Raw genomic sequence first — 26849 nt, 5'->3', positions numbered from 1 at the left:
ACGTCCCGGGCACGGCGCTCGCCACTGGTGCGGCGGACCAGGTCCGGCCCGGGCTGATCACGCTGCGGGGCTACGCGCCGCCGGCCGTCCGGTTCACCGCGCCCCGCGCCCTGCGCGGTGTCCCGCGCGCAGCGCTTCCTCCTGCGCCGGGGTGGTGTGCCAGCCGGTCGACTACCGGCCCGGGAGGAGTCCGGTAGCGAGGGAGAGCGTGGAAAGTGCGGTACGGGTCGGGTGGTCGTCAGCCGGCGGACTCCAACAACAACGAGATGCCCTGTCCCACACCGACGCACATGGTGGCCAGGGCCCGCCGGCCAGCGCGGCGACGCAGCTCCAGCGCGGCGGTCAGCGCCAGCCGTGCACCGCTCGCGCCGAGCGGGTGGCCCAACGCGATGGCCCCACCGTTCGGGTTGACGTGCTCGGCGTCCTCGGGCAGGCCCAACTCCCGCAGCACGGCCACGGCCTGCGCGGCGAACGCCTCGTTCAGCTCGACCACGTCCACGTCGGTCAGGCCGAGGCCGAGGCGGTCGAGCAGCCGGCGGGTGGCCGGCACCGGCCCGACCCCCATGATCCGCGGCGGCACGCCGGCCGCCGCGGCCCCGGCGACCCGGGCCAGCGGGGTCAGGTCGTACCGCGCGACCGCCGCCTCGGAGGCGACGAGCAGCGCGACCGCCCCGTCGTTGACGCCGGAGGAGTTGCCGGCGGTGACCGTGCCGCCGGCCCGGAACGGGGTGGGCAACGCGGCCAGCTTCTCCAGCGAGGTCTCCCGGGGGTGCTCGTCGAGGTCGACCTGCCTGGTCTCCCGGCGGCCGACGGGGGCGGTCACCGGCACGATCTCCTCGGCAAACCGGCCGTCGGCCTGCGCCTTCGCCGCGCGCTGCTGGGAGCGGTACGCGAACTCGTCCTGCGTGGCGCGGTCGACGCCGTACTCGGCGGCGACGTTCTCCGCGGTCTCCGGCATCGAGTCGATGCCCCAGCCCTGCTTCATCAGCGGGTTGACCAGCCGCCAGCCGATCGTGGTGTCGTGCACCTCGGCGGTGCGCGCGAAGGCGGTCTCGGCCTTGGGCAGGACGAACGGCGCCCGGCTCATGCTCTCCACGCCGCCGGCCACCACGAGGTCGGCCTCCCCGGCGACGACGGACCGGGCGGCGATGGCGAGGGCGTCGAGGCCGGAGCCGCAGAGCCGGTTGACGGTGCTGCCCGGCACCTCCTGGGGCAGACCGCCGAGCAGCACCGCCATCCGGGCCACGTTCCGGTTGTCCTCGCCGGCCTGGTTCGCGCAGCCGAGAATGACGTCGTCGGTGCGGGCCCAGTCCACCGACGGGTGGCGGGCGACCAGTTCGCGGATCACGTGCGCGGCCAGGTCGTCCGGACGGACGCCGGCGAGCGCGCCGCCGTACCGGCCGATCGGGGTGCGGACACCGGCCACCAGGTATGCCACGGTCATCGGGAGTCCTTCGGGGGTGGGAAAGGCAGGGTGGGCGCCGACGGGTCACGAGTGACGCTCCGGGGCCAGGATATCCGCGCCGGGTCGGGATAGGTTGACGGCATGGCCCGGGCCGAGTTCAGCGCAGAGACCAGTGGCGGTGGCGAGTTCGTGCGACAACCCAACCGCTTCACCGGCCGGGTCACCCCGGACTCCGACTCCCCGCCTGGTGGCGGCCCGGACGCGCGGGAGCGCTGGCCGTTGGAGCCGGGCCGGTACCGGCTGATCTGGTGCCGGGCCTGCCCGTGGGCGCACCGGGCCCGGATCGTCCGCGGGCTGCTCGGTCTGCAGGACGCGATCTCACTCGGCACCGTCGACCCGATCCGGGACGAGCGGGGCTGGCGGTTCAGCCTTGACCCGGACGGCTTCGACCCGGTGCTCGGCATCGGCTACCTCTCCGAGGCGTACCTCGCGAGCGACCCCGACTACACCGGCCGGGTGACCGTCCCGGCGCTGATCGACACGCTCACCGGCCAGGTGGTCACCAACGACTACCCGCAGCTCACCCTCGACCTGTCGACGCAGTGGCGGTCGCTGCACCGGCCCGGCGCCCCGGACCTGTACCCGCAGGACCTGCGGCCGGAGATGGATGCGCTGATGGCGGAGGTCCACCGGGACGTGAACAACGGCGTCTACCGATGCGGGTTCGCCACCTCGCAGTCGGCGTACGACGACGCGTTCCGAGCGCTCTTCGCCCGGCTGGACGTCCTGTCGGAGCGACTGGCCGGGCGGCGCTACCTGATGGGTGACTCGATCACGGAGGCCGACGTGCGGCTGTTCACCACCCTGGTCCGCTTCGACGTGGCGTACCACGGGCACTTCAAGTGCAACCGGACCAAACTGACCGAGATGCCGGTGCTGTGGGCGTACGCACGGGATCTGTTCCAGACGCCCGGCTTCGGCGAGACGGTGGACTTCGACCAGATCAAGCGGCATTACTACGCCACCCACCGGCAGATCAACCCGACCGGGATCGTCCCGCTCGGCCCGGACCTGACCGGTTGGACGACTCCGCACGGGCGTGGCTGACGCGCGCCGCGCGGGCGTGGCCGAGTCGCGCCGCACGGGCGTGACCGAGTCGCGCCGCACGGGCGTGACCGAGTCGCGCCGCACGGGCGTGACCGAGTCGCGCCGCACAGGCGTGGGCCACCTACGCCGCGCGGACCCGCGCCAGCCCGACCGGCTCGGCCCGCGACACCCCGGGCCGGCCGGGGGCGTTCCCCGGGCCGCCGCCGCGTCCGTCGCCGTCGGCAGCATCCTCGCGGGGGCGGTCACCGTGACCGTCGCTGTGGTCACCGGCCCGGGTTCCGCCCTGACCGGCTACGTGAGTGAGGCGGGCGTCGCCGACAGCCCGTCCGCTCCGGCGTACCGGAGCGGCATCTTCGCCCTGGCCGCGGCGCTGATACTGGTCGCGGCCGCACTCCCGACAGGACTGCGGGTGGCCGCCGCCCTCCTGGCCGCCGGTGGTGCCCTCACCCTGCTCTCCGGTGCCGTCACGTGCAGTGCCGGCTGCCCCCTGCCGCCGTTCGAGCGGACCACGGTGGCCGACCTGGTGCACGGCGGTGCAAGCGTCGCGGCGACCGCGGCGGTGGTCTTCGCGATGGTGGCGATCACGCTCTCACCGCGGGCCGGGAGGCCGCTGCGCCGGCTCGCCGGCACGGCCGCCGGAGTAGCGCTGCCGCTGGCCGGGGCGATGGGACTGGCGATGCTGACCGTGGGCCGTGGCTCCCTGGTCGGGGCCCTGGAGCGGCTACTGCTCCTGGCCGTGCTGCTCTGGGGCGCCGCCACCGCGGCCGCCATCGCCCTCCGCCGGACCTAGGGGCACGAGCAGCCGCGGGCGACTGCGGGCCATCGAGCCGATCGTGGCCGCCGCCCGTCGTCATGACCCTGCTGAGGTGGACGTTGCCGTGCACCATCCGATGTCCCCGGGTCGACGCAGGTTGCCACGGAGCCGGGCTCGGCGCCGTACGTCAGCCGGCCAGGTGCGACCAGGCTGGTTCCAGGTCACGCCAGGCGCCCTGGGCGGCGACCCGACCGTTGTCGAGCACGACGACGTGATCGGCGCGCACCAGCGCCGCCCGCTTCGACGTCGCGCCCACCACCGTCACGCCGTGCGCGCGCAGCGCCGCCCAGAGCGCCAGTTCCGTCGTGACGTCCAGCGCGGACGAAACGTCGTCGGCGACCAGCAGCTCGGTACGCGGCGCGAGCGCGCGGGCCAGCGCGAGACGCTGCAGCTGCCCGCCCGAGAGCCGGGTGCCCCGGTGCCCGATGACCAGCCCGAGACCGGCCCCGGACGCCGCCAGGTCGTGGTCGAGCTGCGCGGTCGACACGGCCGCCGCGGCGTCCACCGGGTGGCCGAGGGTGATGTTGTCGGTGATCGTCCCGGACAGCACCCGGGGCAGTTGGCCGACGTAGCCCACCTGGTGCGGACGCAGGAACAGTTCTGGCTCGGTCACCGGCTCGCCGTTCCAGGTCAGCCGCCCGGTGTGCGGTGCGATTCCGGCCAGGGCACGCAGCAGCGACGACTTCCCCGAGCCGACTGGCCCTACCACCAGCACCAGCTGACCGCGCTCCACGGTCAGGTCGACGTCCCGGACGGCCGGCTCGCCGTCGGCGTGCCGGACGCCGAAGCCGGTCAGCTCCAACCGGCGCAGCGGGTGCCGGGACGGCGCGGCCGGCGCCGGTGCCCGCCCGGTGGCCAGGTCCACGTCCGGCACGGCGGTCGAGTACGCGGCCACCCCGGTCATCGCCACCGTCCGGTGGGTCCACACCCGCGCCGACGGCACCTGGGAGACCAGCGACGCGGTGGTCCACGCGAACCAGCGCGCCGCGGCGAGCGTGGACACGGCGACCAGGGTCGCCCCCGCCGAGAGCCGACCGTTGAGGAACAGCGCCCAGGCGCCGATCGGCAACAGCCCGCTGACCAGCGCCGGCGTCGACCGCGACCACACATGCAACGAGATCTCCCGCCGTTGGCGCTCGCTCCGCGTCACGTCCAGGCTGGCGAGGTGAGCGAGCACCGGCCGGGTCGCGCCGGCCAGTTTCACCGTGCGGGCGGCGGCCAGCGCGGAGACCAGCGAGGTCGCGAACACGGCCCGGGCCGCCACCGTCGCCCGCGCGGTGCCCGCCAGCCGTGCTCCGAACAGCGATGCCACCAGCCCGGACACCAGCATCGTCCCGGCGAGGAAGAGCCCGGGTACCACACTGCCGGAGATCACGGTCATCGCCACCAGCAGGACGACCGCCGCCGACTGGTCCAGCAGGTTGTCGGCCAGCTCCACCACCCGTTCGGTGTCGCCGCCCTGGGCCACCACCTCGGCGGGGCTGTGCGCGCTCACCCGCCGGGGCCCGGTCTGTCCCGCCACCAGGCGCAGGCTGATCCGCAGCATCTGCCGTACCCACCACTGCGCGAACCAGATGCTGGTGTACCAGGGCACCGGCAGGGTGACCAGCAGCCCGGCGGCGATGCCCAGCGCCGGCAGCCACGGGTCGCCGACCCCGTCGACCACGTCCGCCCAGAGCCACGGTAGGACGGGGCCGTCCAGGCCGACCAGCACCGTCAGCATGAACAGCGCCAACGCCGCCAGCCCGTACCGTGGATCGTTGGTCAGCAGCCGGGCGATCTCCCGGAGAGTCGTCGCGAGCGGCGCCGCCGGTGGTGGCGTCCGGTCCTGCGACGCGACGGCCACCGGCGACGCCGGAACCGGGTCGGGCGGCGCCCCGGCCGGAACCGGGTCGGGCGGCGGCGCAAGCTCCGGCTCCGGGCCCTCCAGCAGATCGACCCCGCCGCCACCCGCGCCGGTCCGGGCGTACGCGCCGGTGTGGCTGGTGGCGAGCAGCTCGGCGAAGCGCGCCGACTCCCGCAACGGCCCCGCCTCGGCCACCGCACCGTCGGCCAGCACCACCACTTCGTCGCAGTGCCGCACGGAAGACAGCCGGTGGGCGATGACGATGCCGATCCGGTCGGCCAGCAGCCGCTCGGTGGCACGCTGCACCCGCGCCTCGGTGACCGGGTCGAGTCGGGCGGTGGCCTCGTCCAGGATCACCACGTGCGGGTCCCGCACCAGGATCCGAGCGAACGCGACCAGCTGCTCCTGCCCGGCCGACAGGACGTGTCCGCCCTCGCCGAGCCGGGTCCGCAGACCGTCCGGCAGCTCGGCGATCCAGCCGGCGAGGCCCAACTCGTGCAACGCGCGGGCGGCGCCGTCGAGCAGATCCGGATCGAAGAGCGCGACGTTCTCGGCGAGCGTTCCGGCCAGGATCTCGGTGCGTTGCGGCACCACCGCAACCCACCGACGCAGTTGCTCGAGGTCGAGGTCACGCACGTCCCGGCCGCCGAAGAAGACCGTGCCGGGCGGCACCTCGACCGCCCGGGTCAGCACCTTGGCCAGGGTGGACTTGCCGGAGCCGGTCCGGCCGACCAGGGCGTACGAGCGCCCCCGGGTGAAGGTCAGGTCGACGTCGTGCAGAGCGGGCCCACGGGTGCCGTCAGCCGCCGGGTAGCGGAAGGTGAGCCCCCGCACCGTCAGGTCACCGTCGAGCGGAGGCAGCCCGCCGGTGGGCTCCTGTGCGGAGTCCTCGAGCAGCCGCACCCGGCCCCAGGCCCCGAGCGCGTACTGCAACTCGGGCAGCATCCGGCTGACGTGCTCCACCGTGGCGCCGAAGGCGATGGCGAGCAGCCATACGGCGGTCAGCCGGGCGCCGTCGATCCGGCCGGTGGCCAGCGCCCACGTCCCGGCGAGGACCACCGCGGCGATCCCGGCCCTGGTCACAGCCGCCGCCACGGTGGTGACCTTGGCGGACATCCGCCACACCCGCAGGCCGCGGGAGAGAACGGCCGCCGCGCGGTTCGCGTAGAGCCGCAGCACGTACGGCTGGGCCAGGCTGGTGCGGACGTCGTCCTGGCCGTGGATGGCCTCCTCCATCACCGCCGCCAGGTCGGACCAGGCCTCCTCCTCCGCCATTCGCGCCGGGACGATCCGCGCGGTGGGCCGGCGCAGGCCGATGACGAGCCCGCCGGCGAGCAGCACCATGGTGACGCCGGCCGGCCACCAGACGCCGACTGCCACCACCGTGGAAAGCAAGCCGACCGCGAGTAGCTGCGCGATGCGGGCGCCCTGCCCCCGTACCGCGGCGGCGACCTGGTAGACGTCACCGTCGATGCGGTCGAGCAGCTCGCCGACCGGTGTGCTCTCCAGGGCGGGCAGGTCCTGCCCGAACGCGACCCGGCAGAGCCGGCGCCGCACGGCGGCCGACCAGTCCGCGGTCACGCCCGCCAGCACCAGGCCGACCACGAGGTCGCTGACCACGGCGGCGACGAGCGCGGCGGCCAGGACGGTGAAGTATCCGGTGGACCGGTGCAGCAGGACCGGCCCGGCCAGCGCCGCGGCGGCCGTCTGACCACCGGCGCCGAGCACGACCAGCACGGTCGCGATCGCCATGCGGCGGGGCGCGGTGGCGAACAGGTCGCGGAGCAGACGCACGGCGGAACCCCTCACGGCAGGCGACGGCGATGCGGTCAGACTCACCGACCCGGCCCGGCCACTCAACGCATTTACCCGGCGATGGGTCGCCGTCCGGTCACCCGTGGTGTCGACGGGGGCGCTCCGCGCACCTCGGCGACGCCCGGGGGCTGGTGCTCCGCGCCCCGCTCCCGGCGCGGCGCCGCGCTGCCGGGTGGCCGCCGTCCCTCTCCCCGTCGGTCGTCGGTGAGCACGACTCCACCCGGCCCTCCGGGCGCCAGCTGTAAGGAGCGTCACCGCCATCGGTCCTTCTCGCCCGGTGGGGGTCGCCGTAGGCTCACCGGCGATGACCAACGTCTGGAATCTCACGGTGCGGCTGTACGTCGACCTGCGGCGGCAGGCCAGCGGTACCTGTCCGGCGCGACTCGTGCCCTGACAGCGCCCCTGACCAACCCCGTTCCAGACCTGGACCCGCCATGCGCAAGATCCCCTTTTCCCTGCAGATCCTGCTCGGCCTCGTACTCGGCGTGGCGCTCGGCTTCGTCGCCCGCGCGTACGACCTGTCCTGGCTGACCAGCACCCTCGACACCGTCGGTGGCCTCTTCGTCCAGCTACTCAAACTGGCCGTACCGCCGCTGGTCTTCACCGCCATCGTGGTCAGCGTGGTCAGCCTGCGCGGCGTGACCAACGCGGCCCGGTTGGCGCTCAAGACGCTGCTCTGGTTCGGCGCGACCGCGTTGATCGCGGTCGGTGTCGGCCTCGGCCTCGGCCTGCTCACCGACCCCGGTCGTGGGGTCACACTGGACACCGCCGCCGCCACCGCCCCCACCCGGACCGGTTCCTGGACCGACTTCCTCACCGGCATCGTGCCGACCAACCCGGTCGGCGCCTTCGTGGACGGCAACGTTCTCCAGATCGTCTTCCTCGCCCTGGTCGTCGGGGCCGCCGCACTGTTGGTCGGCAAGGCCGCCGAGCCGTTCGTCGACCTCAACCGCGCGCTGCTGGAGATCGTCCAGAAGGCGCTCTGGTGGGTGATCCGGCTCGCCCCGATCGGCACCCTGGGTCTGATCGGCAACGCCGTCGCGTCGTACGGCTGGAACCTGCTGGCCCCACTCGCCCGCTTCACCACCGCGGTGTACGTCGGCTGCGCGATCGTGCTGTTCGTGGTCTACCCGCTGCTGCTGGTGACCGCCGGACGACTCAACCCGCTGCGCTTCTTCGCCGGCGTGTGGCCGGCCATCGAGCTGGCGTTCGTCTCCCGCTCCTCGGTCGGCACCATGCCGGTGACCCAACGCTCGGTCGAGCGCCTCGGTGTCCCCCGCGAGTACGCGTCCTTCGCGGTGCCGTTCGGCGCCACCACGAAGATGGACGGGTGCGCGGCGATCTACCCGGCCCTGGCCGCGATCTTCGTGGCGCAGGTCTTCGGCGTCGAGCTGGGTGTCACCGACTACCTGCTGATCGCCTTCGTGTCCGTGGTGGGCTCGGCGGCGACCGCCGGGCTGACCGGGGCGGTCGTCATGCTGACCCTCACCCTGAGCACGCTCGGCCTGCCGCTGGCCGGCGCGGGACTGCTCCTGGCCGTCGACCCGATCCTGGACATGATCCGGACCGCCACCAACGTGGCCGGTCAGGCGCTCGTACCGACGATCGTGGCCGCCCGTGAGGGCACCCTCGACCGCGCCTCGTACGACTCCGCGGGTCGCCGGGACCCGGTCGAGCGGGAGCCGCAGCCGACCCGGGACGGCGAGCCGGTTCCCATCCCAGCCTGACGAACCCCACCCCGCGAAGGCACCCCGCGGTGCCGTCGCGCGACCGAGAGGACGATGCGATGACCGCCCTGTTCAGCCCCCTCACCCTGCGCGCGGTGACGCTGCCCAACCGGGTCGCCGTCGCACCGATGTGCCAGTACTCGGCCGGCCCGGACGGCCTGCCCACCGACTGGCACCTCGTGCACCTGGGCACCCGGGCGGTCGGCGGCGCCGGCCTGGTCCTGACCGAGGCGACCGCCGTGGTACCCGAGGGACGGATCAGCCCCCAGGACACCGGGCTGTGGTCCGACGCCCACGTCGACGCGTGGCGGCCGGTGACCGCGTTCGTCGCCGCGCAGGGCGCGCTCCCGGCGGTGCAGCTGGCGCACGCCGGCTTCAAGGCCTCGACGCACCGGCCGTGGTCGCCGCAGCGGGGCGGGGTGCCGGACACCGAGGGCGGCTGGTCCCCGGTCGGCCCGGGCGACGAACCGTTCGTCGCCGGCTACCGCCGCCCGACGGCGCTGGACGAGACCGGCCTCGCCGGGGTGGTCGAGGCGTTCGCGGCGGCGGCCGGCCGGGCTGTCGCTGCCGGCTTCGAGGCGGTGGAGATCCACGCCGCGCACGGTTACCTGCTGCACGAGTTCCTGTCCCCGCTGACCAACCACCGCACCGACCGGTGGGGCGGTGACCGTGCCGGGCGGATGCGCCTCACTCTCGCGGTGGCCCGGGCGGTCCGCGCCACCGTCGGGGAGGACGTGCCGGTGCTGGCCCGGATCTCGGCCACCGACTGGGTGCCCGGCGGCTGGACCGTCGAGGACAGCGTGGCGCTCGCCGGTGAGCTGGCCCACGCGGGCGTGGACCTGGTCGACTGTTCCTCCGGCGGGGCATCGCCGGACGCGAGCATCCCCGTCGGGCCGGGCTACCAGGTGCCGCTGGCCGCCCGGATCCGCCGGGACGCCGGGATCGCCACCGGCGCGGTTGGCGTGATCGTCGAGCCGGAGCAGGCCGAGCAGATCGTGGCCTCCGGCGAGGCCGACCTGGTGCTGCTCGGCCGGGAGCTGCTCCGCGACCCGTACTGGCCGCACCGCGCCGCCGCGAAGCTCGGCGCCGCGTCGTCCTGGCCCGCCCCGTACCTGCGCGCCGTCGGCTGACGCCGCCCGCGCCCCGGCGGGTGCCGCATGGTGGCGAAGGGAACCGTCGTCACACCTCGGCTACCCGGCGCACGATCCGCAGCAGCGCCTCTTGGACGTCCTCCAACGGTCGATCCGGCGCGAAGACGAGCCAGTCCACGGCGACCACCAGGCCGACGCCGAACAGGGCGGATGAGGCGGTCCGCACGTCCAGGTCCGCCGGCAGGTCACCGCTGGTGACGCCGGCGCGTACGGTCTCCGCGATCACCTCGATCGCCTGACCGCGTAGCAGCCGCAGGGTCTGCTGCCACTCGCGGTTGGTCCGCCACATCTCGGACAGCAGCAGCTGGGCGAAGGCGCGGTAGCGACGGATGTACTCCAGCTCGGCTCGGACCAGGGCGGCCAACGCCTCCCGGGGCGGCAGCCCGGCCACGGCGGCCCGGAACTCGGCGGTGAGCAGGCCGATACCGTGCTTGAGCAGCTCCTCGAAGAGGATCGTCTTGGACTGGAAGTTGTAGTAGACGGTGCCCTTGGCGACTCCGGCGCGAGCGGCGATGTCGTCCACGGTGGTGGCGGAGAAGCCCTGCTCGGCGATGAGTTCCACGGCCGCCTCGAAGAGGCGTTGGCGGGTGTCCTGCCGCCGTCGGCTCCGTCCGTCCGTCATGCGCGCCTCCCCGGGCTCCGGCTGACCCTCAGCATCCTCACATGGTCAGCTCGGGGTGAAGGGTGGCCGGGGTCAGCCGGCGGGTTCGCCGCGCGGCGAACCCGGTCAGCGCGAGCGCCGCCATGCCGAACGCGACGAGCACCAGCACCCCGGTCACCACCGGCTCGACCGTCCCGCCGTTGACCGTGTGCCGCAGCGCCGACACCACGTAGCTCATCGGCATGAACGGGTGAACGGCCTCGAAGAAGGCGGGCGAGGTCTGCACGGGGTAGGTGCCGCCGGAGGAGGTGAGCTGGAGCATGAGCAGCGCCAGCGCCACCAGCCGGCCGGCCGGGCCGAGCTGCGCCCCGAGCCACTGCACGAGCGCGGTGAAGGCGAGCGAGGTCAGCGCGAGCAGCCCGAGGGTCGCGACGGGTCGCACCGGGTCCAACCCGAGCGCCACCGTCACCACCGTGAAGAGCACCCCGGCCTGAGCCAGGCCGATCGCCGCGGCGGGCAGCCAGCCCGCCAGCGTCACCCGCCAGGCGGGCGCACCGGACATCACGTGCCGCCGGTTGAGGGGTCGCAGCAGCAGGTACGTGATCATCGCGCCGACCCAGAGGGCCAGCCCGAGGAAGTACGGGGCGAAGCCCACCCCGTACGAGCCGGCGGGGTTGCGGGCGGTGTGGTCCAGCGCCACCGGGTCGCCGAGGACGTCGGCGCGGGCGTCCGCGTCGTCGTACCCGGGGATCTTCCCGGCCCCGGCGGCGAGCCCGTCGGCGAGGTCCCCGGCGCCGGAGCCGAGCCGGGTGAGGCCGTCGGCGAGGTCACCCGCGCCGCCTTCCAGCCGGACGAGGCCGCCGGCGAGCCGCTGGCTGCCGGCGCCGAGCCGCTCGAGCCCGCCGTCCAGTTCGCGGGCTCCGCTGGCGAGCCGGAACAGGCCGCCGTGCAGCTCGTCGGCGCCGGTGGCCGCCGCGCCCAGGCCGTCCCGTAACCGGGCGCTGCCCTCGGCGAGGGTGGCCAGGCCGGTCGCCAGCTCGTCCACCTTGGCGCGGGCGCCGGCGACGTCGTCGGCGAGGTGCGGGGCCCTCGCCGCGATCTCCCGGGCGGTCGCGGCCACCCTCGTCATCTGCTGCCGCAGCGCGTCCAGGTCGGTCGGTTCCAGCCCGGTCGCCACCGCCTCGGCGGCGGCGACCGCCTGGTCGGCGGCCCGGCGGGCGGCGATCACGGAGGGATCGTCGGCCAGCTCGGGGTGCGCGGCGACCAGGGCGTCGAGGCGGTCGCGGACGGTTTGGGCGGCGGTGACGGCCGCCTCTGCCCGGGCGGGTAGCACGTCCAGCCCGGCGGCCAGTGCCTCGGCGCCCTCGGCCACGGCGGTGGCGGACGTCGCGATCAGTTCGGCGTTCTCCCGCAGGACCGGCTCCACCTGGCCGGCTGCGGCGTCGACCCGGTCGGCGACGGTTCGGGTGGTGGCGGCCGCCCGCGCCGTGCCGTCGGCGAGCTGCACCGCCCCGGTCCGTAGCTGCCCGATCCCGTCGGCCAGCTCATCGGCACCGGTCACGCTTCGGTCGAGACCACCGGCGAGCTGGCCGGCGCCGTCGGCGGAAGCATCCAGGCCGTCGGCCAGGTCACCGGCACCGCCGGCGCTCTGGTCAAGCTTGTCGGCGATCGTCGCGGCGCCGTCCGTTGACCTACTCAGCCCGTCGGCGACCGTGCCCGCGCCCTCGGCCGCCCGAGCGGTCTCCGCCTTCGCGTCGGTGAAACCGACCAGCATCTCCGCGAAGTAGCCCGCGGCGGCGCCCTCCGCGGCGGCGGCCCGGATCTCGCTGAAGGCGGACCGGGCGAGCAGGCCGGACAGGTAGTTGTTCGCGTCGTCGCTGACCAGTTTCAGCCGCCCCTGCTGGGCGGGCCGCTGCGGGTCGGGGCCGGCGGCGAGGGTGGCGGAGAACTCCGCCGGGATGGCGAACACCAGGTGGTAGCGGCCATTGCGGAGGCCGGCCGCGGCGTCCTCGGCGTTGGTGACGTGCCAGCCGAAGACCTGCCGGTCGAGCAGTTCGTCGCTGAGGTCCTGCCCGGCCTGCACGGTGCTGCCGTCGCTCGCGGTGGCCGGGCGGTCGGCGTTGACCAGCGCCACCGGGATCCGGTCCAGCTTTCCGTACGGGTCCCAGAACGCGTACAGGTAGAGCGCGCCGTAGAGCAGCGGGATGACGGTGAGCACGGCGAGTGCGGCCCGGGGCAGCCGGCCGCGGGTCATCCGCCGCAGCTCGAATCGGGCGAGTCGGAACACGCTCACTGGTCCACCTTGGTGGTCTCGGCGTCGGTCGCCGACGGGACGGGAACGGCCCCGGACGGGACGGGAACGGCCCCGGACGGGGCGGAATCGGCCCCGGACGGGACGGGAACGGCCGTGGACGGGGCGGAATCGGCCGCGGACGGGGCGACTCGGCTGCCGTGGCCGGCTCGATGCCGTCCGGTGGCCCGGGCTGCGCTGACGGCCGGGGGATGCGGGTGCGGACGGTGCCCGGGGATGGCATGGGCGGAGGGGTCCCCGAGGCGGTGGACGACCGCCGGGGTGCCCAGTTCGAGGGCGCGGGCGGTGGCGAGCACCGCGTACCCCTGGTCGGCCAGGTGCGCCAGCGTCGCCCAGAGCCAGGCCCGCTCGGTTGGGTCCGACCCGGCGTCCACGTCGTCGGCGACGATCAACGCGGGGCCACTCAGCGTGGCAAGGACGAGCCCGAGCACCTGACGGTGCAGTGGGGTGAGGTCCCGGCCTCGGGTGGCCGGATCGAAGGGCAGGTCGCCGGTGAGGTCGGCGCCCGAGATCGCGGTGGCGTAGGCGTCCCGCCGGTAGGCGCGCCGGGCCCGCAGCGCCGCCATCGGCACCAGCTGGCGGCGTCGGCGTGGGACGGGTCCGAGGAGCAGCAGTCGCTCCCGGATGTGCTCCGCGACGGTCAGGGCCGGGTCGGGCTCGTGCACCCCCGGGACGTGCCCCAGGGCCGCCGGACCGTGCCGGAGCAGCCGCCCGTGGGTGGTCGGGAAGCGGCCGGCGAGCGCGAGCAGCAGCGATGTCCGCCCGCTGCCGGGTAAGCCGATCACCGCGTGCAACTCACCGCGGGCCGCGGTCAGGTCGACGTCCCGGAACACCCAGCCGCGGCGGGTACGCATGCCCAATCCGCGTGCCTCGACGACCACGTCCCCCACCAAGCCACTCCCTAAACTGACTGGTCAGTATAAAAACATGGCCAGCATAGTTCCGGCCCGCCGATTCGGAACCCCTCACCCGACGTGATCCGGGTCATCCGGCGCAGCGCCGCGCGAACCCAGCCCGGACGAGGCCGTCCACCGTCGGGCGGAGCGGCCGAGCAGCCATCCGGCCGGACAGGTCAGACCAGACGGGCCAGACCCGAACGGGTCAGACCCGAACGGGTCAGACCCGAACGGATCGACCGACGCGGCGGTCAGGCTGTCAGGCGGCGGTCAGGTCGAAGCGGCGGCAGTCAGAATAGAACGGTGGCAAGGGTGCCGACCGGCCGGAAGCCGCAGCGTTCGTACACCCGGCGGGCGGGCAGGTTGAAATCGTTCACGTAGAGGCTGACGGTCGGCGCGACGCGCTGCAACGCGTCCCGCACCACGGCGGCCATCGCCGCCGTCGCGATCCCCCGGCCCCGCCACTCGGGGGCCACCCAGACGCCCTGCACCTGCGCGGTCCGCCGGGTCACCACCGCCAGTTCGGCTTTGAAGACGACCGCCCCGTCGACGAACCGGGCGTACGCCCGGCCGGCTCGGACCAGGTCCGCCACCCGGCAGCGGTAGCCGCGCCCGCCGTCCTCGGCCAGTGGCGAGACACCCACCTCCTCGGTGTACATCGCCACCGCCGCCGGGAAGAGCCGGTCCGTCTCCCCCCGGCGCACGCAGCGCACGTGCGGATCGGCGGGCACGGCGGGCATCGAGTCGGTGGCGAGCAGCGGCTGGTTGGGGCGGATGTCCCGGGCCGGGCCCCAGGTCGCCGAGAGCCGATCCCAGAGCCCGAGCACCTCGTCGGCGCGACCGACGATCGACGAGCAGAGCCGATCCTCCTCGGCGAGCAGGTCGGCGAAGGCGGCGACGGCCGGCCCGCTGGCGAGCACCGGGGTAAGGTTGCCGCCGAGCCAGCAGACGGACTCCAGGTGCCGACGGCTGCCGTAGCCGAAGACCCGTCCCTCGGCCCGCCACCAGGCAAGCCCCCGCTCGGCGACCCGCTCAGCGACCTGCGCGCCCGCGTACGGGTCGAGGTCGAGCAGTTGCTCGACCGCGCGGCGCTCCGATTCCCCCAGTTGCCGTACTGGCACCGTCAGCACGGCTACCAGCCTGCCAGATCGAGGGAGGACGTGTTGGCCGACCGGACCATCACACTCCGACCGCCGGGGGGCACCTGTCAGCCGGACGCATAGACATCATTGACCTTTGGTACGACTGGCCGTGGAGCGAGCGCGCCGACTCGACCGGTGGTCGTTGCGGGCACCAACTCAGCGCACGCCGACGGTCGGCACCAGGTGACGATGCCGCGCTCAGTGCACGGTGACGGTGGCGCCGGAGGTCAGGCCGCGCAGCTCCTCGGGCAGCTCGGCGCCCATCTCCTCGGCCAGCCGGAGTGCCTCCTCGATCAGCGTCTCCACGATCTGCCCCTCGGGGACGGTCTTGATGACCTGGCCCTTGACGAAGATCTGGCCCTTGCCGTTGCCGGATGCGACCCCCAGGTCAGCCTCGCGGGCCTCACCGGGCCCGTTCACCACGCACCCCATCACGGCGACCCGCAGCGGCACCGGCAGCCCCTCCAGGCCGGCGGTGACCTCCTCGGCGAGCTTGTAGACGTCCACCTGGGCACGCCCGCAGGACGGGCAGGAGACGATCTCCAGCCCGCGCTCTCGCAGGCCGAGCGACTCCAGGATCGCGGCGCCGACCTTGATTTCCTCGACCGGCGGGGCGGACAAGGACACCCGGATGGTGTCGCCGATGCCCTCGGCGAGCAGCGCGCCGAAGGCCACCGCCGACTTGATGGTGCCCTGGAACGCCGGCCCGGCCTCGGTCACCCCCAGGTGCAGCGGATAGTCGCACTTCTCGGCGAGCTGCCGGTACGCCCGGATCATCACCACCGGGTCGTTGTGCTTCACGGAGATCTTGATGTCCCGGAAGTCGTGCTCTTCGAACAGCGAACACTCCCACAGCGCCGACTCGACCAACGCCTCGGCGGTGGCCTTGCCATGCTTGGCCAGCAGCCGCTTGTCCAGCGATCCGGCGTTCACGCCGATCCGGATCGGCACGCCGGCGTCGCCGGCGGCCTTGGCGATTTCCTTGACCTTGTCGTCGAACTGGCGGATGTTGCCCGGGTTCACCCGGACGGCCGCGCAGCCCGCGTCGATCGCCGCGAAAACGTACTTCGGCTGGAAGTGGATGTCGGCGATCACCGGGATCTGCGACTTGCGGGCGATCGCCGGCAGCGCCTCGACGTCGTCCTGGCTCGGCACGGCGACCCGGACGATCTGGCAGCCGGACGCGGTCAGCTCGGCGATCTGTTGGAGCGTGGCGTTGACGTCGGCGGTGAGCGTGGTGGTCATCGACTGCACGGACACCGGCGCGCCACCGCCGACCGGCACCGGGCCAACCATGATCTGGCGGCTCGCCCGGCGCGGGGCGAGCGGCGGCGGCGGTACGGCGGGGATACCGAGGCTGACAGCGGTCACTTCAGGCACTCACCTTGAAAAGAGCGTGATCGGGTTGACGACGTCCGCCGTGATGGTCAGCAGCGTGAACACGCCACCGATCAGGATCACCGCGTACGTGACGGGCATGAGCTTGAGGTAGTCGACCCGGCCCGGGTCGGGTTTGCGCAGCCGCGCGTACGCCCAGGAGCGGGCCCGCTCGAACCAGGCGATGGCGATGTGGCCGCCGTCCAGCGGCAGCAGCGGCAGCAGGTTGAACACGCCGATGAAGAAGTTCAGCGAGACGAAGAGCATGAAGAACAGCAGCCAGGCGTCGTTCTCCACCGCCTCGCCGCCGAGCCGGCTGGCGCCGACCACGCTGATCGGGGTGTCCATGTCCCGCTCGCCGCCGGTGATCGCGGACCACAGCGCCGGGACCTTCTGTGGGATCCGCTGCAACGCCTCGAACGTGTTGACCGCCATGGTGCCGGTGAAGTCGGCGGTGGCGCCGAACGCGGCGACCGGGCCGTACTCGACCCGGATTGGCGTGCTGGGGACGAGCCCGACGCCGAGCGCGGCGACCGGCCCGACGGTGCCCTGCGGGTCGTCCAGCGGCGGGCGCTGGGTCTGTCCGAGGGTGGCGGTCGCGGTGCCCGGCTGGCCGTCCCGGACGTACGCGATCTGCGCGGTCTCCCCCGGCTTCAGCGCGCGCAGCGCGGTGAGCAGGTCGCCGTAGCTGGCGACCGGCGTACCGCCGACCGCGGTGATCCGGTCGCCGTCGCGCAGCTGGGCCCCGGCGGCGGGGCTGACCGGGTCGGCGGCGGTGCACTCGCGGGCGACGTTCTCCGGCACCACGCAGTCGGCGAGCCGGATCACCGCCGGCTCCTGGCGGACCTGCTCCTCGGTGGTCGGGAAGTCCGGGTTGGGCAGGCCGGCCGTGACCGCGATCATCCAGAGCGCCACCAGGGCCAGGGCGAAGTGGGTGACCGACCCGGCGGACATCACGATCGTCCGCTTCCAGACGGGGAACCGCCACATCGCCCGCCGCTCGTCGGCCGGGTCCACGTCGTCGTCCTGCGGGGTCATCCCGACGATCTTGCAGAAGCCGCCGAGCGGGATGGCCTTGATCCCGTACTCCGTCTCGCCCCGCTTGAACGACCACAGGGTGGGGCCGAAGCCGACGAAGTAGCGGGTCACCTTCATGCCGAAGGCCTTGGCGGTGAGCATGTGCCCCGCCTCGTGCAGACTCACCGAGATGAGGATGGCGAGGGCGAACAGCGTCACCCCGAGCAGGTATGCCATCAAGCTCCTTTCAGCGACTTCTCGATGATCGTCTGCGCGTGCGCGCGCGCCCACGACTCGGCCGCGAGCACGTCCTCGACGGTACCTGGTTCGGCGAAGTCGGGGGCGTCCGCCAGCAGTCGCTCCAGGGTGTCGACGATGCCGAGGAACGGCAGCCGCCCCGCGACGAACGCCGCGACGCACTCCTCGTTGGCGGCGTTGTAGATCGCCGGCCGGCAGCGCCCCGCCTCGCCGGCCGCCTTGGCGAGGGCGACCGCCGGGAACGCCGCGTCGTCCAGCGGCGCGAACTCCCAGGTGTGGCTGGTCGTCCAGTCGACGGCGGCGGCGGCGTCCGGGACCCGGTCGGGCCAGCCCAGCGCCACCGCGATCGGCAGTCGCATGTCCGGCGGGCTGGCCTGGGCGATGGTGGAGCCGTCGACGAACTCGACCATCGAGTGGATCACCGAGGTCGGGTGGACCATCACGGTGATGTCGGCGTACGGCACGTCGAACAGCTCGTGTGCCTCGATCACCTCCAGCGCCTTGTTGACCATCGTGGCGGAGTTGATCGTGATAACCGGGCCCATGTTCCAGGTCGGGTGGGCGAGCGCCTGCTCCGGCGTGACCTGCGTCAACTCGTCGCGCCGCTTGCCCCGGAACGGGCCGCCGCTGGCGGTGACGATCAACCGGCGCACCTCGGGGCGGGACCCGGAACGCAGGCACTGGGCGAGCGCCGTGTGCTCGGAGTCCACCGGGACGACCTGCCCCGGCCGGGTCACCGCGGCCTTCACGAGCGGGCCACCGGCCACCAGCGACTCCTTGTTGGCCAGGGCGAGGGTACGCCCGGCGCGCAGCGCGGCCAGGGTCGGCGCGAGCCCGACCGAACCGACCATCCCGTTGAGCACCACGTCGCAGGGCCACTGGGCCAGCTCGGTCATCGCGTCCGGCCCGGCGACGATCTTCGGCAGCCTGACGTCGCCGCTGGCCCAGCCCCGGCGGCTCGCCTCGGCGTAGAAGGCGAGCTGGAGGTCCTGCGCGGCCGACGCCCTCGCCACGCCGACCGCCTCGACGCCCAGTTCGAGGGCCTGGCCGGCGAGCAGCTCGGCGTTGCCGCCGCCGGCACCGAGCGCCACCACCCGGAACCGGTCCGGGTTGCGCCGCACGATGTCGATGGCCTGCGTCCCGATCGAGCCGGTGGAGCCGAGCAGCACGAGGTCGCGGGGAGAAGTCACGCCGCCATTCTTCCCCAGCCCGGCCGAACGCCCACCGGGAGCCTCCGGGCCGTCGGCCGCCGCCGGCGCCAACCAGGACGACGGTCGGTTTCGGCGTCTCCCACCGTCCGGGCATGACGGGGCCCGTCCCCGCCGATTCCGGTGGAGACGGGCCCCTCGCATGCTGGGCGTGGTGCTGGTCAGTTGAAGCAGCCGGGAACGTTGAAGCAGTTCCGGGGCCGGTTGTTGAAGATCTGGGTGCCGGCGTCGACGGTGACGGTGCCGGAGAAGCTGATGATGCCGCCGTCCCGGGCGTCCCCGGGAGCGGTGTTCTCCGTCACCGTGGTGTCGGTGAGGGTCACGACGCCGAAGTTCCCGTTGGCGATGCCGCCACCGTCGAAGGCGGTTTGGTTCTCGTCGATCAGAGTGTTCCCGACGTTGACCACGCCGCTGAGGTTGCGGAACCCGCCACCGGACCGCTCCGTCGCCCGGTTCTCCTCGATCACGCTGTCCAGGATGTCGACGCTGGTCTCGATGCCGATGATGTCGAGGCCACCGCCGACGACGGCGATGTTGTCGGCGACCGTGGTGGAGGTCATGGTGAGCCGGGTCTCCGCGTACATGCCGCCGCCGTTTCCGGCCCGGTTACCGGTGATCATGGTGTTGGAGATGGTGGTCGAGAGGTCGAAGAGGCTGCCGATTCCCCCGCCGGCATTGGCCGAGACGTTGTTGGCGATGACGCTGTTGGACACGACCGTGGCGCTGTCCCGGAAGCTGAAGATCCCGCCGCCGAATCCGAACCCGACGGCGGCATCGGCGAAGTTGCCGGTGACGCGGCTACGGTCCATCACGAAACGGCCCTCGCTGTAGGCCCCGCCGCCGCCGTTTCTGGTGCTGTTGTTCTCCACGGTGGAGCTGGCGACGGTGGTGGTGCCGTGGTTGGCGAGCCCCCCACCCAGGTTGGCCCGGTTGTCACTGAAGGTGGACCGGAAGACGGTGGTGACGCCGTAGCTGGCGACGCCGCCACCGAAGGCCTCGGCGGTGTTGTTGGTGACGGTGGTGTCCACGAGGGTCGCGGTGCCGCGGTCCCGGACGAGGATCCCACCGCCGTCGGTGTCGGTGTCGCCGCCGGTGACCGTGAGCTGACGGAGGTTGAGCACGCCGCCGCCCTCGACGGTGAAGATGCGGAACTTCTCGGTGACAGCCGCACGGACGATGGTGCTGTTCCGACCGATGAAGGTGAGCCGCCCGGTGATCGGCGGGAGACCGTTGCCGTCCTGACCGTCGGTGAGCGTGTAGGTGCAGTCGGGGGCGAGGACGAGGATGCCCTCACCCGCCGCGTTGGCGAGGCTGATCTCATTGATCAACTGCCCCACGTCACACGGCACGGGCCGCCCCTCCCCGTTGACCTCCACTCGGGGGCCGGGGACCCGCGCCAGGTCCGGGACGGCGCCGAGGCGCGACTCCAGGTCCGGGACGCCGCCGGGAACCGGCATCAGCTCCGGGAGGATCGCCCCTCTCCGCCGCTCCCCACCCCGGTCGTGGGGGTCGTCGACCCGGATGCCACGGGCGTCCTCGACAACGGCGGGCCGACGAACCCCGTCGACCAACGGATCCGAACGACCCGGTTGCGGAACCGGGCTGGCGGCGGCGGAGCCCAGGCTTCCACCGACGAGACTCGCACTGGTCACCACGGTCAGCGCGGCAGCCAGCCGCCATCGCCGCGATCGCTTGCGTGGCGCCGGAGGCCGGTTCGCCTCAGGTGTGTGTTCCAAACGGTGCACCATCATGGCCTTGTGGTCCTTCCCAGATATGGACAGGAGTCGTCGCCACGGGCCACAGACGCGCCCAGGCCACTCCCGGCGAGTGACAACCACTCGAAGAGCACCGTAGGCGAAAATTGCTTACATAAGGCGAAGGACGCGAAATATGCTCCAAAAGGGGACGAACACGGTCACCAGCCCTGCGGAGTCGTCCCGTCCACCACCCGTACTACCGACCCCAGCCCTCCGACCCCACCCAACCCCGAAGCCCGCCACCCGCACCGCACCTCAGCGCGAGCGCGGCAGGCCGCCGTCCTGGTGGTGTCCTCCCCAAACATCCGCACCCCTCGAACGGCGGCCGATCCGCTTCCCGATGGGAGACGGGCCCCTCGCGTGCTGGGCGTAACGCCGGTCAGTTGAAGCAGTCGGGAACGTTGAAGCAGTTCCGGGGCCGGTTGTTGAAGATCTCAGTCCCGGCGTCGACGGTGACGGTGCCGGAGAAGCTGATGATGCCGCCGTCCCGGGCGTCCCCGGGAGCGGTGTTCTCCGTCACCGTGGTGTCGGTGAGGGTCACGACGCCGAAGTTCCCGTTGGCGATGCCGCCACCATCGGCGGCGGTTTGGTTCTCGTCGATCAGAGTGTTCCCCACGTTGACCACGCCGCTGAGGTTGCGGAACCCGCCACCGCCCCGCTCCGTCGCCCGGTTCCCTTCGATCACGCTGTCCTGGATGTCGACGCTGGTCTCGATGCCGATGATGTCGAGGCCACCACCGGCGACGGCGACGTTGTCGGCGACCGTGGTGGAGGTCATGAAGAGCCGGGTCTCCGCGTACATGCCGCCGCCGTTTCCGGCCCGGTTACCGGTGATCATGGTGTTGGAGATCTCGGTCGAGAACTCGAAGAGGGTGCCGATCCCCCCGCCGGCATCGGCCGAGACGTTGTCGGCGATGACACTGTTGGACACGATCGTGGCGCCCTCCCGGAAGCTGAAGATCCCGCCGCCGAATCCGAACCCGACGGCGGCGCCGGCGTAGTTGCCGGTGACGCGGCTACGGTCGAGCGAAAACGCGCCCTGGTTGTAGGCCCCGCCGCCGCCGTTTCTGCTGTTGTTGTTGCTCACGGTGGAACGCAGGACCCTGGCGAGGTAGAAGTTGGCGAGCCCTCCGCCCAGGTTGGCCTGGTTCCCGTTGAAGGTGGACCGGAAGGCGCCGGTTTGGCCGTAGTTGGCGAGGCCGCCACCGAAGGCCTCGGCGGTGTTGTTGGTGACGGTGGTGTCCACGAGGGTCGCGGCGCCGCCGTCCCGGACGAGGATCCCACCGCCGTCGGTGTCGGTGTCGCCGCCGGTGACCGTGAGCTGACGGAGCCTGAGCACGCCGCCACTCTCGACGGTGAAGATGCGGAACTTCTCGGTGACAGCCGCACGGACGATGGTGCTGTCCCGACCGATGAAGGTGAGCCGCCCGGTGATCGGCGGGAGACCGCTGCCGCCCTGACCGTCGGTGAGCGTGTAGGTGCAGTCGGGGGCGAGGACGAGGATGCCCTCACCCGCCGCGTTGGCGAGGCTGATCTCATTGATCAACTGCCCCACGTCACACGGCACGGGCCGCCCCTGCCCGTCGAGCTCCACTCGGGGGCCGGGGACCCGCGCCAGGTCCGGGACGACGCCGAGGCGCAACCCCAGGTCCGACAGGGTGTGGGGGACCCGCATCAGCTCCGGGAGGATCGCCCCCCTCCGGCGCTCCCCACCCCGGTCGTGGCGGTCGTCGACCCGGACGCCACGGGCGTCCTCGACAACGGCGGGCCGACGAACCCCGTCGACCAACGGATCCGAACGACCCGGTTGCGGAACCGGGCTGGCGGCGGCGGAGCCCAGGCTTCCACCGACGAGACTCGCACTGGTCACCACGGTCAGCGCGGCAGCCAGCCGCCATCGCCGCGACCGCACACGGCGCCCCGGCGGCCCCTCCGCCCCAGGTGTGTGTTCCAAACGGTGCACCATCATGGCCTTGTGGTCCTTCCCAGATATGGACAGGAGTCGTCGCCACGGGCCACAGACGCGCCCAGGCCACTCCCGGCGAGTGACAACCACTCGAAAGGCACCATAGGCGAAAATTGCTTATATAAAGCAGGAGATACGAAGAATGCTCCGAAAGGCGACATGGCCGCCGTGTAAGACGAAACCGGCGAACGCGGTCGCCACCCTTGCGGAGTCGCCCCGTCCACCACCCGAACCGCCGACCCCTCAGCCCTCCGACCCCACCCAACCCTCGGAAGCCCGCCGACCCGCGCCGCGCCGCAGCGCACCGCAGCTCAGCGCGAGCGCGGCAGGCCGCCGTCCTGGTGGTGTCCTCCCCGAACATCCGCACCCCGAACGGCGGCCCGCTGGGCTTACACCGGTGTCGTTCAGGGCCGGTTGTCGAACCGGCCGACCCGGGTGGCGGCGACGAACCGCGTCCACGCCGCCGGGCCGAAGCTCAGCGCCGGCCCCGGCCGGTCCTTGCTGTCCCGCACCCCGACCGCGGCGGCGAACGCCGCCACCTCCACGCAGTTACCCTCGCCGCCGGACCGGGACGACTTGCGCCACACCCCGTCACGTCTCATCGGTCATCTCCCTCGCAATCGCCGTGATCAGCTCACGGGACTCGTCAGCACCTCGCGCCCGCTCGCCGAGCGAGCGCCAGGCGTCCTCGTAGGTCTGGATCTCGTGGGCCTTGTCAAGGTAGACCGCCCCGCACGGCCCGTCCATGTAGACGGTGGTCGGCTCGGGCTCCCGCACGTCGGTGGGGAATTCCAGCATCGTGAAGGTGCCCGCCTGCGCCCAGCGGACCAGACCGGCGCTCAGCGGCAGCACCCGGATGCCGACGTTGTGCCGCTGGCCGGCCACGGCCAACGCCTCGAGTTGGCGAACCATCGCCGGCCGACTCCGCAAGGGCCGCCGCAGCACCGCCTCGTTCAGGATCACGTCGAGGTGGGGCGCCCGGGGGATGGCCCGCGCCAGGAGACGCTGCCGGTGCAGGCGAACGTCGACCTTCGCCCGGCGTTCCGCCTCGGTGAGCTGCGGATTGTCCGTGGCGATCACCTCCGTCATGTACTCCACGGTCTGCAACAGTCCCGGCACCAGGTTGACCTCGTAGTGACGGATTCTGGTCGCGGCGGCCTCCAAGCCGACGTACAGCTTGAACCAGTCCTTGATCGCCGAGCCGTAGCTGTGCCACCAGCCGTGCGCCTTGGTCTCCCGGGCCAACCTCGTCCGTTCAGAGCGGATTTGATTCATCGAGGGTCATGAAGGAAAGGTGCGCCTGGCCTGCAAGGATGTGAGTGTCTACGTCATGTCCACAGCAGAGTCGGGTGCACCTTTCTGGTGAGTAAGAGTAGCGGGTGGGATCAGCGGCTGCAGGTCGCGGCGGGTGGGAAGGGTTTGGTCGGGCATGCCGGCGCGGTTTTGCTGCGGCGGTGCGCGGACCGGACCGGGCTGGCCTGGGCGTTGAACGCGGTGCTGCCTCGCGGTGCGGGGCCGGGGTGGTGGGACCGGGGCACGGTCTTGATCTGCCTGGCGACCGCGATCGTGCTCGGCGCGACCAGCATGTCCGACATCGGGCTGCTCGCCCATCAGGCGCTGGTGTTCGCCGAGCCACCGTCGGAAGCGACCGTGCGCCGTGCTCTGGCCGGCCTCGACGAGACCGCCCTGCGCCGGATCGCCAAGGCGCGGGCGAAGGCCCGCGCCCGGGTCTGGGAGCTTCTCGAGCGCCGGCCGCAGGGGTTTCCGTGGCTGCTGGTGGCGGGCAAGCTGCTGACCGGGTGGGTGGTCATCGATCTGGACGCCACCCTGATCACCGCTCACTCCGACAAGCAGGGCGCGGCGGCCACGTTCAAGAAAGGCTTCGGGTTCCACCCCCTCGGGGCGTGGTGCGCGAACACCAGTGAGAGCCTGGCCATGCTGCTGCGGCCGGGCAACGCCGGCTCGAACACCGTGGTTGATCACATCCGGGTGTTGGGTGAGGCGGTCGCCCAACTGCCGGTCAGATACCGGCGCAAGATCCTGGTGCGGGTCGACGGGGCCGGCGCCACCCACGACCTGGTGACCCACCTGGAGCAGATGAACCGGCTGTGGCGCAGCGTGAAGTTCACTGTCGGCTGGACGATCACCGACGCCGACGAGACCGCGATCGCCGTGCTGCCCGCCGATGCCTGGACCAGCAGCCTCGAACCCGACGGTAATGCCACCGATCAGGCGCAGGTCGCCGAGCTGACCGGCCTCAACCAGCGGGTCGGCAACTGGATCGACGGGCTACGGCTGATCGTGCGGCGGACCAGACCGTCCACCCGACACGTCAGGAACCTAACCGACCTGGAGAAACGTACCGGCTGGCGGTACGCGATCGTCGCCACCAACATCCGCCGCATCCACGGCGTGGCCGGCTCTCACCAGCCGCAATGGCTCGACGTGCTGCACCGTTCGCACGCCGGAGTGGAAGATCAGGTGCGCACGAACAAGGCCATGGGCCTGCGAAACCTGCCCTCGAAGGCCTGGACCGTCAACCGCGGCTGGGTCCTAGCCGCGAACATCGCCGCCGATCTGGCCGCCTGCACCCGACTGCTCGGCCTGCACGACCAGCCCGACCTCGCCGACGCCGAACCCGGCACCCTGCGCTACCGGCTGCTGCACCTACCCGCCAAGCTGGCCAGCCACGCCCGCCGGAAGATCCTGTCCATCCCCGACACCTGGCCCTGGGCTGAGGCGTTCCAACTCTGCTGGCACCGCCTAGTACTGCAACGGCGGGTCGTAGCTTCGGGTGCTGATCATTCGTTGGTTGGTTGTGGTGGATGCGCGGGTGGTCGGGTCGTGGGATGCCGGGTTGGAGGAGTTGTTCTTCCGGTTCGCGCATCGGTTTGAGCGGGTGGAGCCGCGGCGGCGGGCATGGGCGTATGTGCGGGGGCTACTGGCACCGTTGGAGCGGCGTAACGGCTGGACCCTCGCGGAGCAGGCTGGGCATGTGTCGCCGGACGGGTTGCAGGGCATGCTGTGCAGCGCGGCGTGGGACCGGGACGCGGTCCGCGATGACGTGCGCGATTACGTGGTGGACCAGATCGGCGATGCGGCCGGGGTGCTCATCGCTGACGAGACGGGGTTCGTCAAGAAGGGCCGTGCGTCGGCGGGGGTCCAACGGCAGTATTCGGGTACGGCGGGCAAGACCGAGAACTGCCAGATCGGCACGTTCCTGTGCTACGCCACGCCGCGGGGTCGGGCGTTGATCGATCGGGAGTTGTACCTGCCGAAGTCGTGGACCGGTGATCGGGACCGGTGCCGGCGCTCGGCGATCCCGGACGCCGTCGGGTTCGCGACCAAGCCGCAGCAGGCGCAGGCCATGCTGGAGCGGGCGGTCACCGCGGGGGTGCCGTTTTCGTGGTTCACGGCCGATGAGGCCTACGGGCAGAACCCTGGCCTGCGGGGCTGGTTGGAGGATCGGGACATCGCGTACGTGATGGCCACCCGACGCGACGATCGGGTGCCCTCCGGGCTGCACACCACCACCGGTGTCGACGAGCTGATCGGCAGGGTGCGTGCGGGCGCGTGGCAACGACTGTCGTGTGGTGACGGCGCGCACGGGCCGCGCCGCTACGACTGGGCTCGGCTGCCGATCCGCCGCACCTTTGCCCACGGCCGCCGCGGCTGGGTCCTGGCCCGACGCTCGATCACGGATCCCGGCGACATCGCCTACTACGTCTGCTTCGGCCCCCGCGGCACCCGACTACGCGACCTGGTGCGGGTCGCCGGTAGCCGTTGGTCGGTGGAGGAATCGTTCCAGACCGCGAAGAACGAGGTCGGCCTGGACCAGTACCAGGTCCGCCGCTACGACGCCTGGTACGCCCACATCACCCTCGCGATGGCCGCCGCCGCGTTCCTCGTCGTCACCCGCGCCCTCGAAGCCGCAAAGGGGGCACCACCGCAAACGAGCGCAGCCAGATCCCGCTGAGCAGCAACGAAATCCGCCGCCTGTTCGCCCACCTCGTCCTGACCACCCGCCGTCGAGCCGACCACATCCTGCGCTGGTCCGACTTCCGCCGTCGCCGCCAGGAACAAGCCCGAGCCGCCCACTACCGCAAACGACTCAAACCGCCATAAGTCACGACCCGCCGTTGCAGTACTAGGCCTGATACCCCCGCCGACCTGACCCGTCCCCCCGGCCCTACCAGCAGAGAAACCACCCGGACCTGGAGAACCGGCGCCCGCGCAGCGACACGCGCCGACCCCGACCCCCAACCGCATGGAACAAAACGGTCAAACCGAAACGGACGGCGAGGGATCAAAACCCTCTGACGAATCGAGGCCAACGCCCGCATCGTCTCGATCGTCTCCCGGGGCGCCCCGTAGACGCGGCACATGGCCTCCACGTCGTTCGGGTGCATGGGGACCTGACCGGTCTCGTACCGCCAGATCCGGGAGTGTCA

General features: G+C 72.5%; 18 protein-coding genes and 2 pseudogenes. 6 read left to right on the top strand and 14 right to left on the bottom strand.

All coding sequences use genetic code 11. The features are described 5' to 3' along the window. Positions 1 to 238: 238 nt before the first annotated feature. Entirely contained in the window at positions 239 to 1444 is a 1206-nt protein-coding gene (gene pcaF / locus QTQ03_RS27085) for a 3-oxoadipyl-CoA thiolase (protein WP_289280491.1), read from the bottom strand. Positions 1445 to 1546: 102 nt separating this feature from the next. On the opposite strand from pcaF, the gene QTQ03_RS27080 reads away from it, so the two are divergent. Together QTQ03_RS27080 and QTQ03_RS27075 are read left to right on the top strand one after the other, a co-directional pair. After that, positions 1547 to 2512, top strand: a complete 966-nt coding sequence (locus tag QTQ03_RS27080; protein ID WP_289280490.1) for a glutathione S-transferase family protein — start codon at positions 1547 to 1549, stop codon at positions 2510 to 2512. Then, a complete protein-coding gene (locus tag QTQ03_RS27075; protein ID WP_289280489.1) occupies positions 2505 to 3302 on the top strand; it encodes a DUF998 domain-containing protein in 798 nt (265 codons plus the stop codon). The genes QTQ03_RS27080 and QTQ03_RS27075 overlap by 8 nt, the downstream gene beginning before the upstream one ends. Before the next feature lie 151 nt (positions 3303 to 3453). Here QTQ03_RS27075 and QTQ03_RS27070 read toward each other — a convergent pair whose 3' ends face one another. Then, complete coding sequence (locus tag QTQ03_RS27070; protein WP_289280488.1) at positions 3454 to 6966, bottom strand: ATP-binding cassette domain-containing protein; 3513 nt, start codon at positions 6964 to 6966, stop codon at positions 3454 to 3456. A gap of 455 nt (positions 6967 to 7421) precedes the next feature. Here QTQ03_RS27070 and QTQ03_RS27065 point away from each other — a divergent pair, with 455 nt between their 5' ends. Next, complete coding sequence (locus QTQ03_RS27065) at positions 7422 to 8714, top strand: dicarboxylate/amino acid:cation symporter (protein WP_289280487.1); 1293 nt, start codon at positions 7422 to 7424, stop codon at positions 8712 to 8714. Between the two features lie 59 nt (positions 8715 to 8773). Then, on the top strand, positions 8774 to 9844 hold the full coding sequence (locus QTQ03_RS27060) for an NADH:flavin oxidoreductase/NADH oxidase (protein ID WP_289280486.1): 1071 nt from the start codon (positions 8774 to 8776) through the stop codon (positions 9842 to 9844). Between the two features lie 49 nt (positions 9845 to 9893). Here QTQ03_RS27060 and QTQ03_RS27055 read toward each other — a convergent pair whose 3' ends face one another. The 11 genes and pseudogenes from QTQ03_RS27055 to QTQ03_RS27005 form a co-directional block, all read right to left on the bottom strand. Further along, the gene (locus QTQ03_RS27055; RefSeq protein WP_289280485.1) at positions 9894 to 10487 is read right to left on the bottom strand and encodes a TetR/AcrR family transcriptional regulator; all 594 of its coding nucleotides are present in this window, start codon (positions 10485 to 10487) and stop codon (positions 9894 to 9896) included. Positions 10488 to 10524: 37 nt separating this feature from the next. Further along, complete coding sequence (locus QTQ03_RS27050) at positions 10525 to 12759, bottom strand: YhgE/Pip family protein (RefSeq protein ID WP_289280484.1); 2235 nt, start codon at positions 12757 to 12759, stop codon at positions 10525 to 10527. Continuing rightward, positions 12756 to 13667 carry an ATP-binding cassette domain-containing protein gene (locus QTQ03_RS27045; protein ID WP_289280483.1) on the bottom strand — a complete coding sequence of 304 codons (912 nt, stop codon included), beginning with the start codon at positions 13665 to 13667 and terminating at the stop codon, positions 12756 to 12758. The genes QTQ03_RS27050 and QTQ03_RS27045 overlap by 4 nt, the downstream gene beginning before the upstream one ends. Positions 13668 to 13963: 296 nt before the next feature. Continuing rightward, positions 13964 to 14803 (bottom strand): GNAT family N-acetyltransferase, encoded by an 840-nt coding sequence (locus QTQ03_RS27040; RefSeq protein WP_289280482.1) that lies wholly within the window; start codon positions 14801 to 14803, stop codon positions 13964 to 13966. A 210-nt stretch (positions 14804 to 15013) separates the two neighbouring features. Then, a complete protein-coding gene (ispG, locus tag QTQ03_RS27035; RefSeq protein ID WP_289280481.1) occupies positions 15014 to 16186 on the bottom strand; it encodes a flavodoxin-dependent (E)-4-hydroxy-3-methylbut-2-enyl-diphosphate synthase in 1173 nt (390 codons plus the stop codon). 9 nt (positions 16187 to 16195) lie between these two features. Beyond that, complete coding sequence (locus QTQ03_RS27030) at positions 16196 to 17446, bottom strand: M50 family metallopeptidase (RefSeq protein WP_289280480.1); 1251 nt, start codon at positions 17444 to 17446, stop codon at positions 16196 to 16198. After that, the gene (gene dxr, locus QTQ03_RS27025; protein WP_289280479.1) at positions 17446 to 18657 is read right to left on the bottom strand and encodes a 1-deoxy-D-xylulose-5-phosphate reductoisomerase; all 1212 of its coding nucleotides are present in this window, start codon (positions 18655 to 18657) and stop codon (positions 17446 to 17448) included. Before dxr ends, QTQ03_RS27030 begins: the two co-directional genes overlap by 1 nt. Before the next feature lie 179 nt (positions 18658 to 18836). Further along, entirely contained in the window at positions 18837 to 20411 is a 1575-nt protein-coding gene (locus QTQ03_RS27020; RefSeq protein ID WP_289280478.1) for an autotransporter outer membrane beta-barrel domain-containing protein, read from the bottom strand. A gap of 400 nt (positions 20412 to 20811) precedes the next feature. Beyond that, positions 20812 to 22344: an autotransporter outer membrane beta-barrel domain-containing protein gene (locus tag QTQ03_RS27015; RefSeq protein WP_289280477.1), complete on the bottom strand. Its 1533-nt coding sequence runs from the start codon at positions 22342 to 22344 to the stop codon at positions 20812 to 20814. Positions 22345 to 22802: 458 nt separating this feature from the next. Next, positions 22803 to 22985: a DUF397 domain-containing protein gene (locus QTQ03_RS27010; protein WP_289281012.1), complete on the bottom strand. Its 183-nt coding sequence runs from the start codon at positions 22983 to 22985 to the stop codon at positions 22803 to 22805. Between the two features lie 4 nt (positions 22986 to 22989). Next, positions 22990 to 23643: pseudogene (locus QTQ03_RS27005) on the bottom strand (DUF5753 domain-containing protein); the annotation flags it as partial. Positions 23644 to 23760: 117 nt separating this feature from the next. On the opposite strand from QTQ03_RS27005, the gene QTQ03_RS27000 reads away from it, so the two are divergent. Together QTQ03_RS27000 and QTQ03_RS26995 are read left to right on the top strand one after the other, a co-directional pair. Then, positions 23761 to 25293: an IS1380 family transposase gene (locus QTQ03_RS27000; protein ID WP_289280476.1), complete on the top strand. Its 1533-nt coding sequence runs from the start codon at positions 23761 to 23763 to the stop codon at positions 25291 to 25293. Beyond that, a complete protein-coding gene (locus QTQ03_RS26995; RefSeq protein WP_289279559.1) occupies positions 25232 to 26374 on the top strand; it encodes an IS701 family transposase in 1143 nt (380 codons plus the stop codon). Before QTQ03_RS27000 ends, QTQ03_RS26995 begins: the two co-directional genes overlap by 62 nt. A 352-nt stretch (positions 26375 to 26726) precedes the next feature. On the opposite strand, the pseudogene QTQ03_RS26990 reads toward QTQ03_RS26995, so the two are convergent. Then, positions 26727 to 26837: pseudogene (locus QTQ03_RS26990) on the bottom strand (helix-turn-helix domain-containing protein); the annotation flags it as partial. Between the last annotated feature and the right edge of the window lie 12 nt (positions 26838 to 26849).

The sequence above is a fragment of the Micromonospora sp. WMMA1363 genome, assembly GCF_030345795.1.
In the GTDB taxonomy this organism is placed as follows: Bacteria; Actinomycetota; Actinomycetes; order Mycobacteriales; family Micromonosporaceae; genus Micromonospora.
This window is presented reverse-complemented; position numbering and strand designations above follow the sequence as displayed.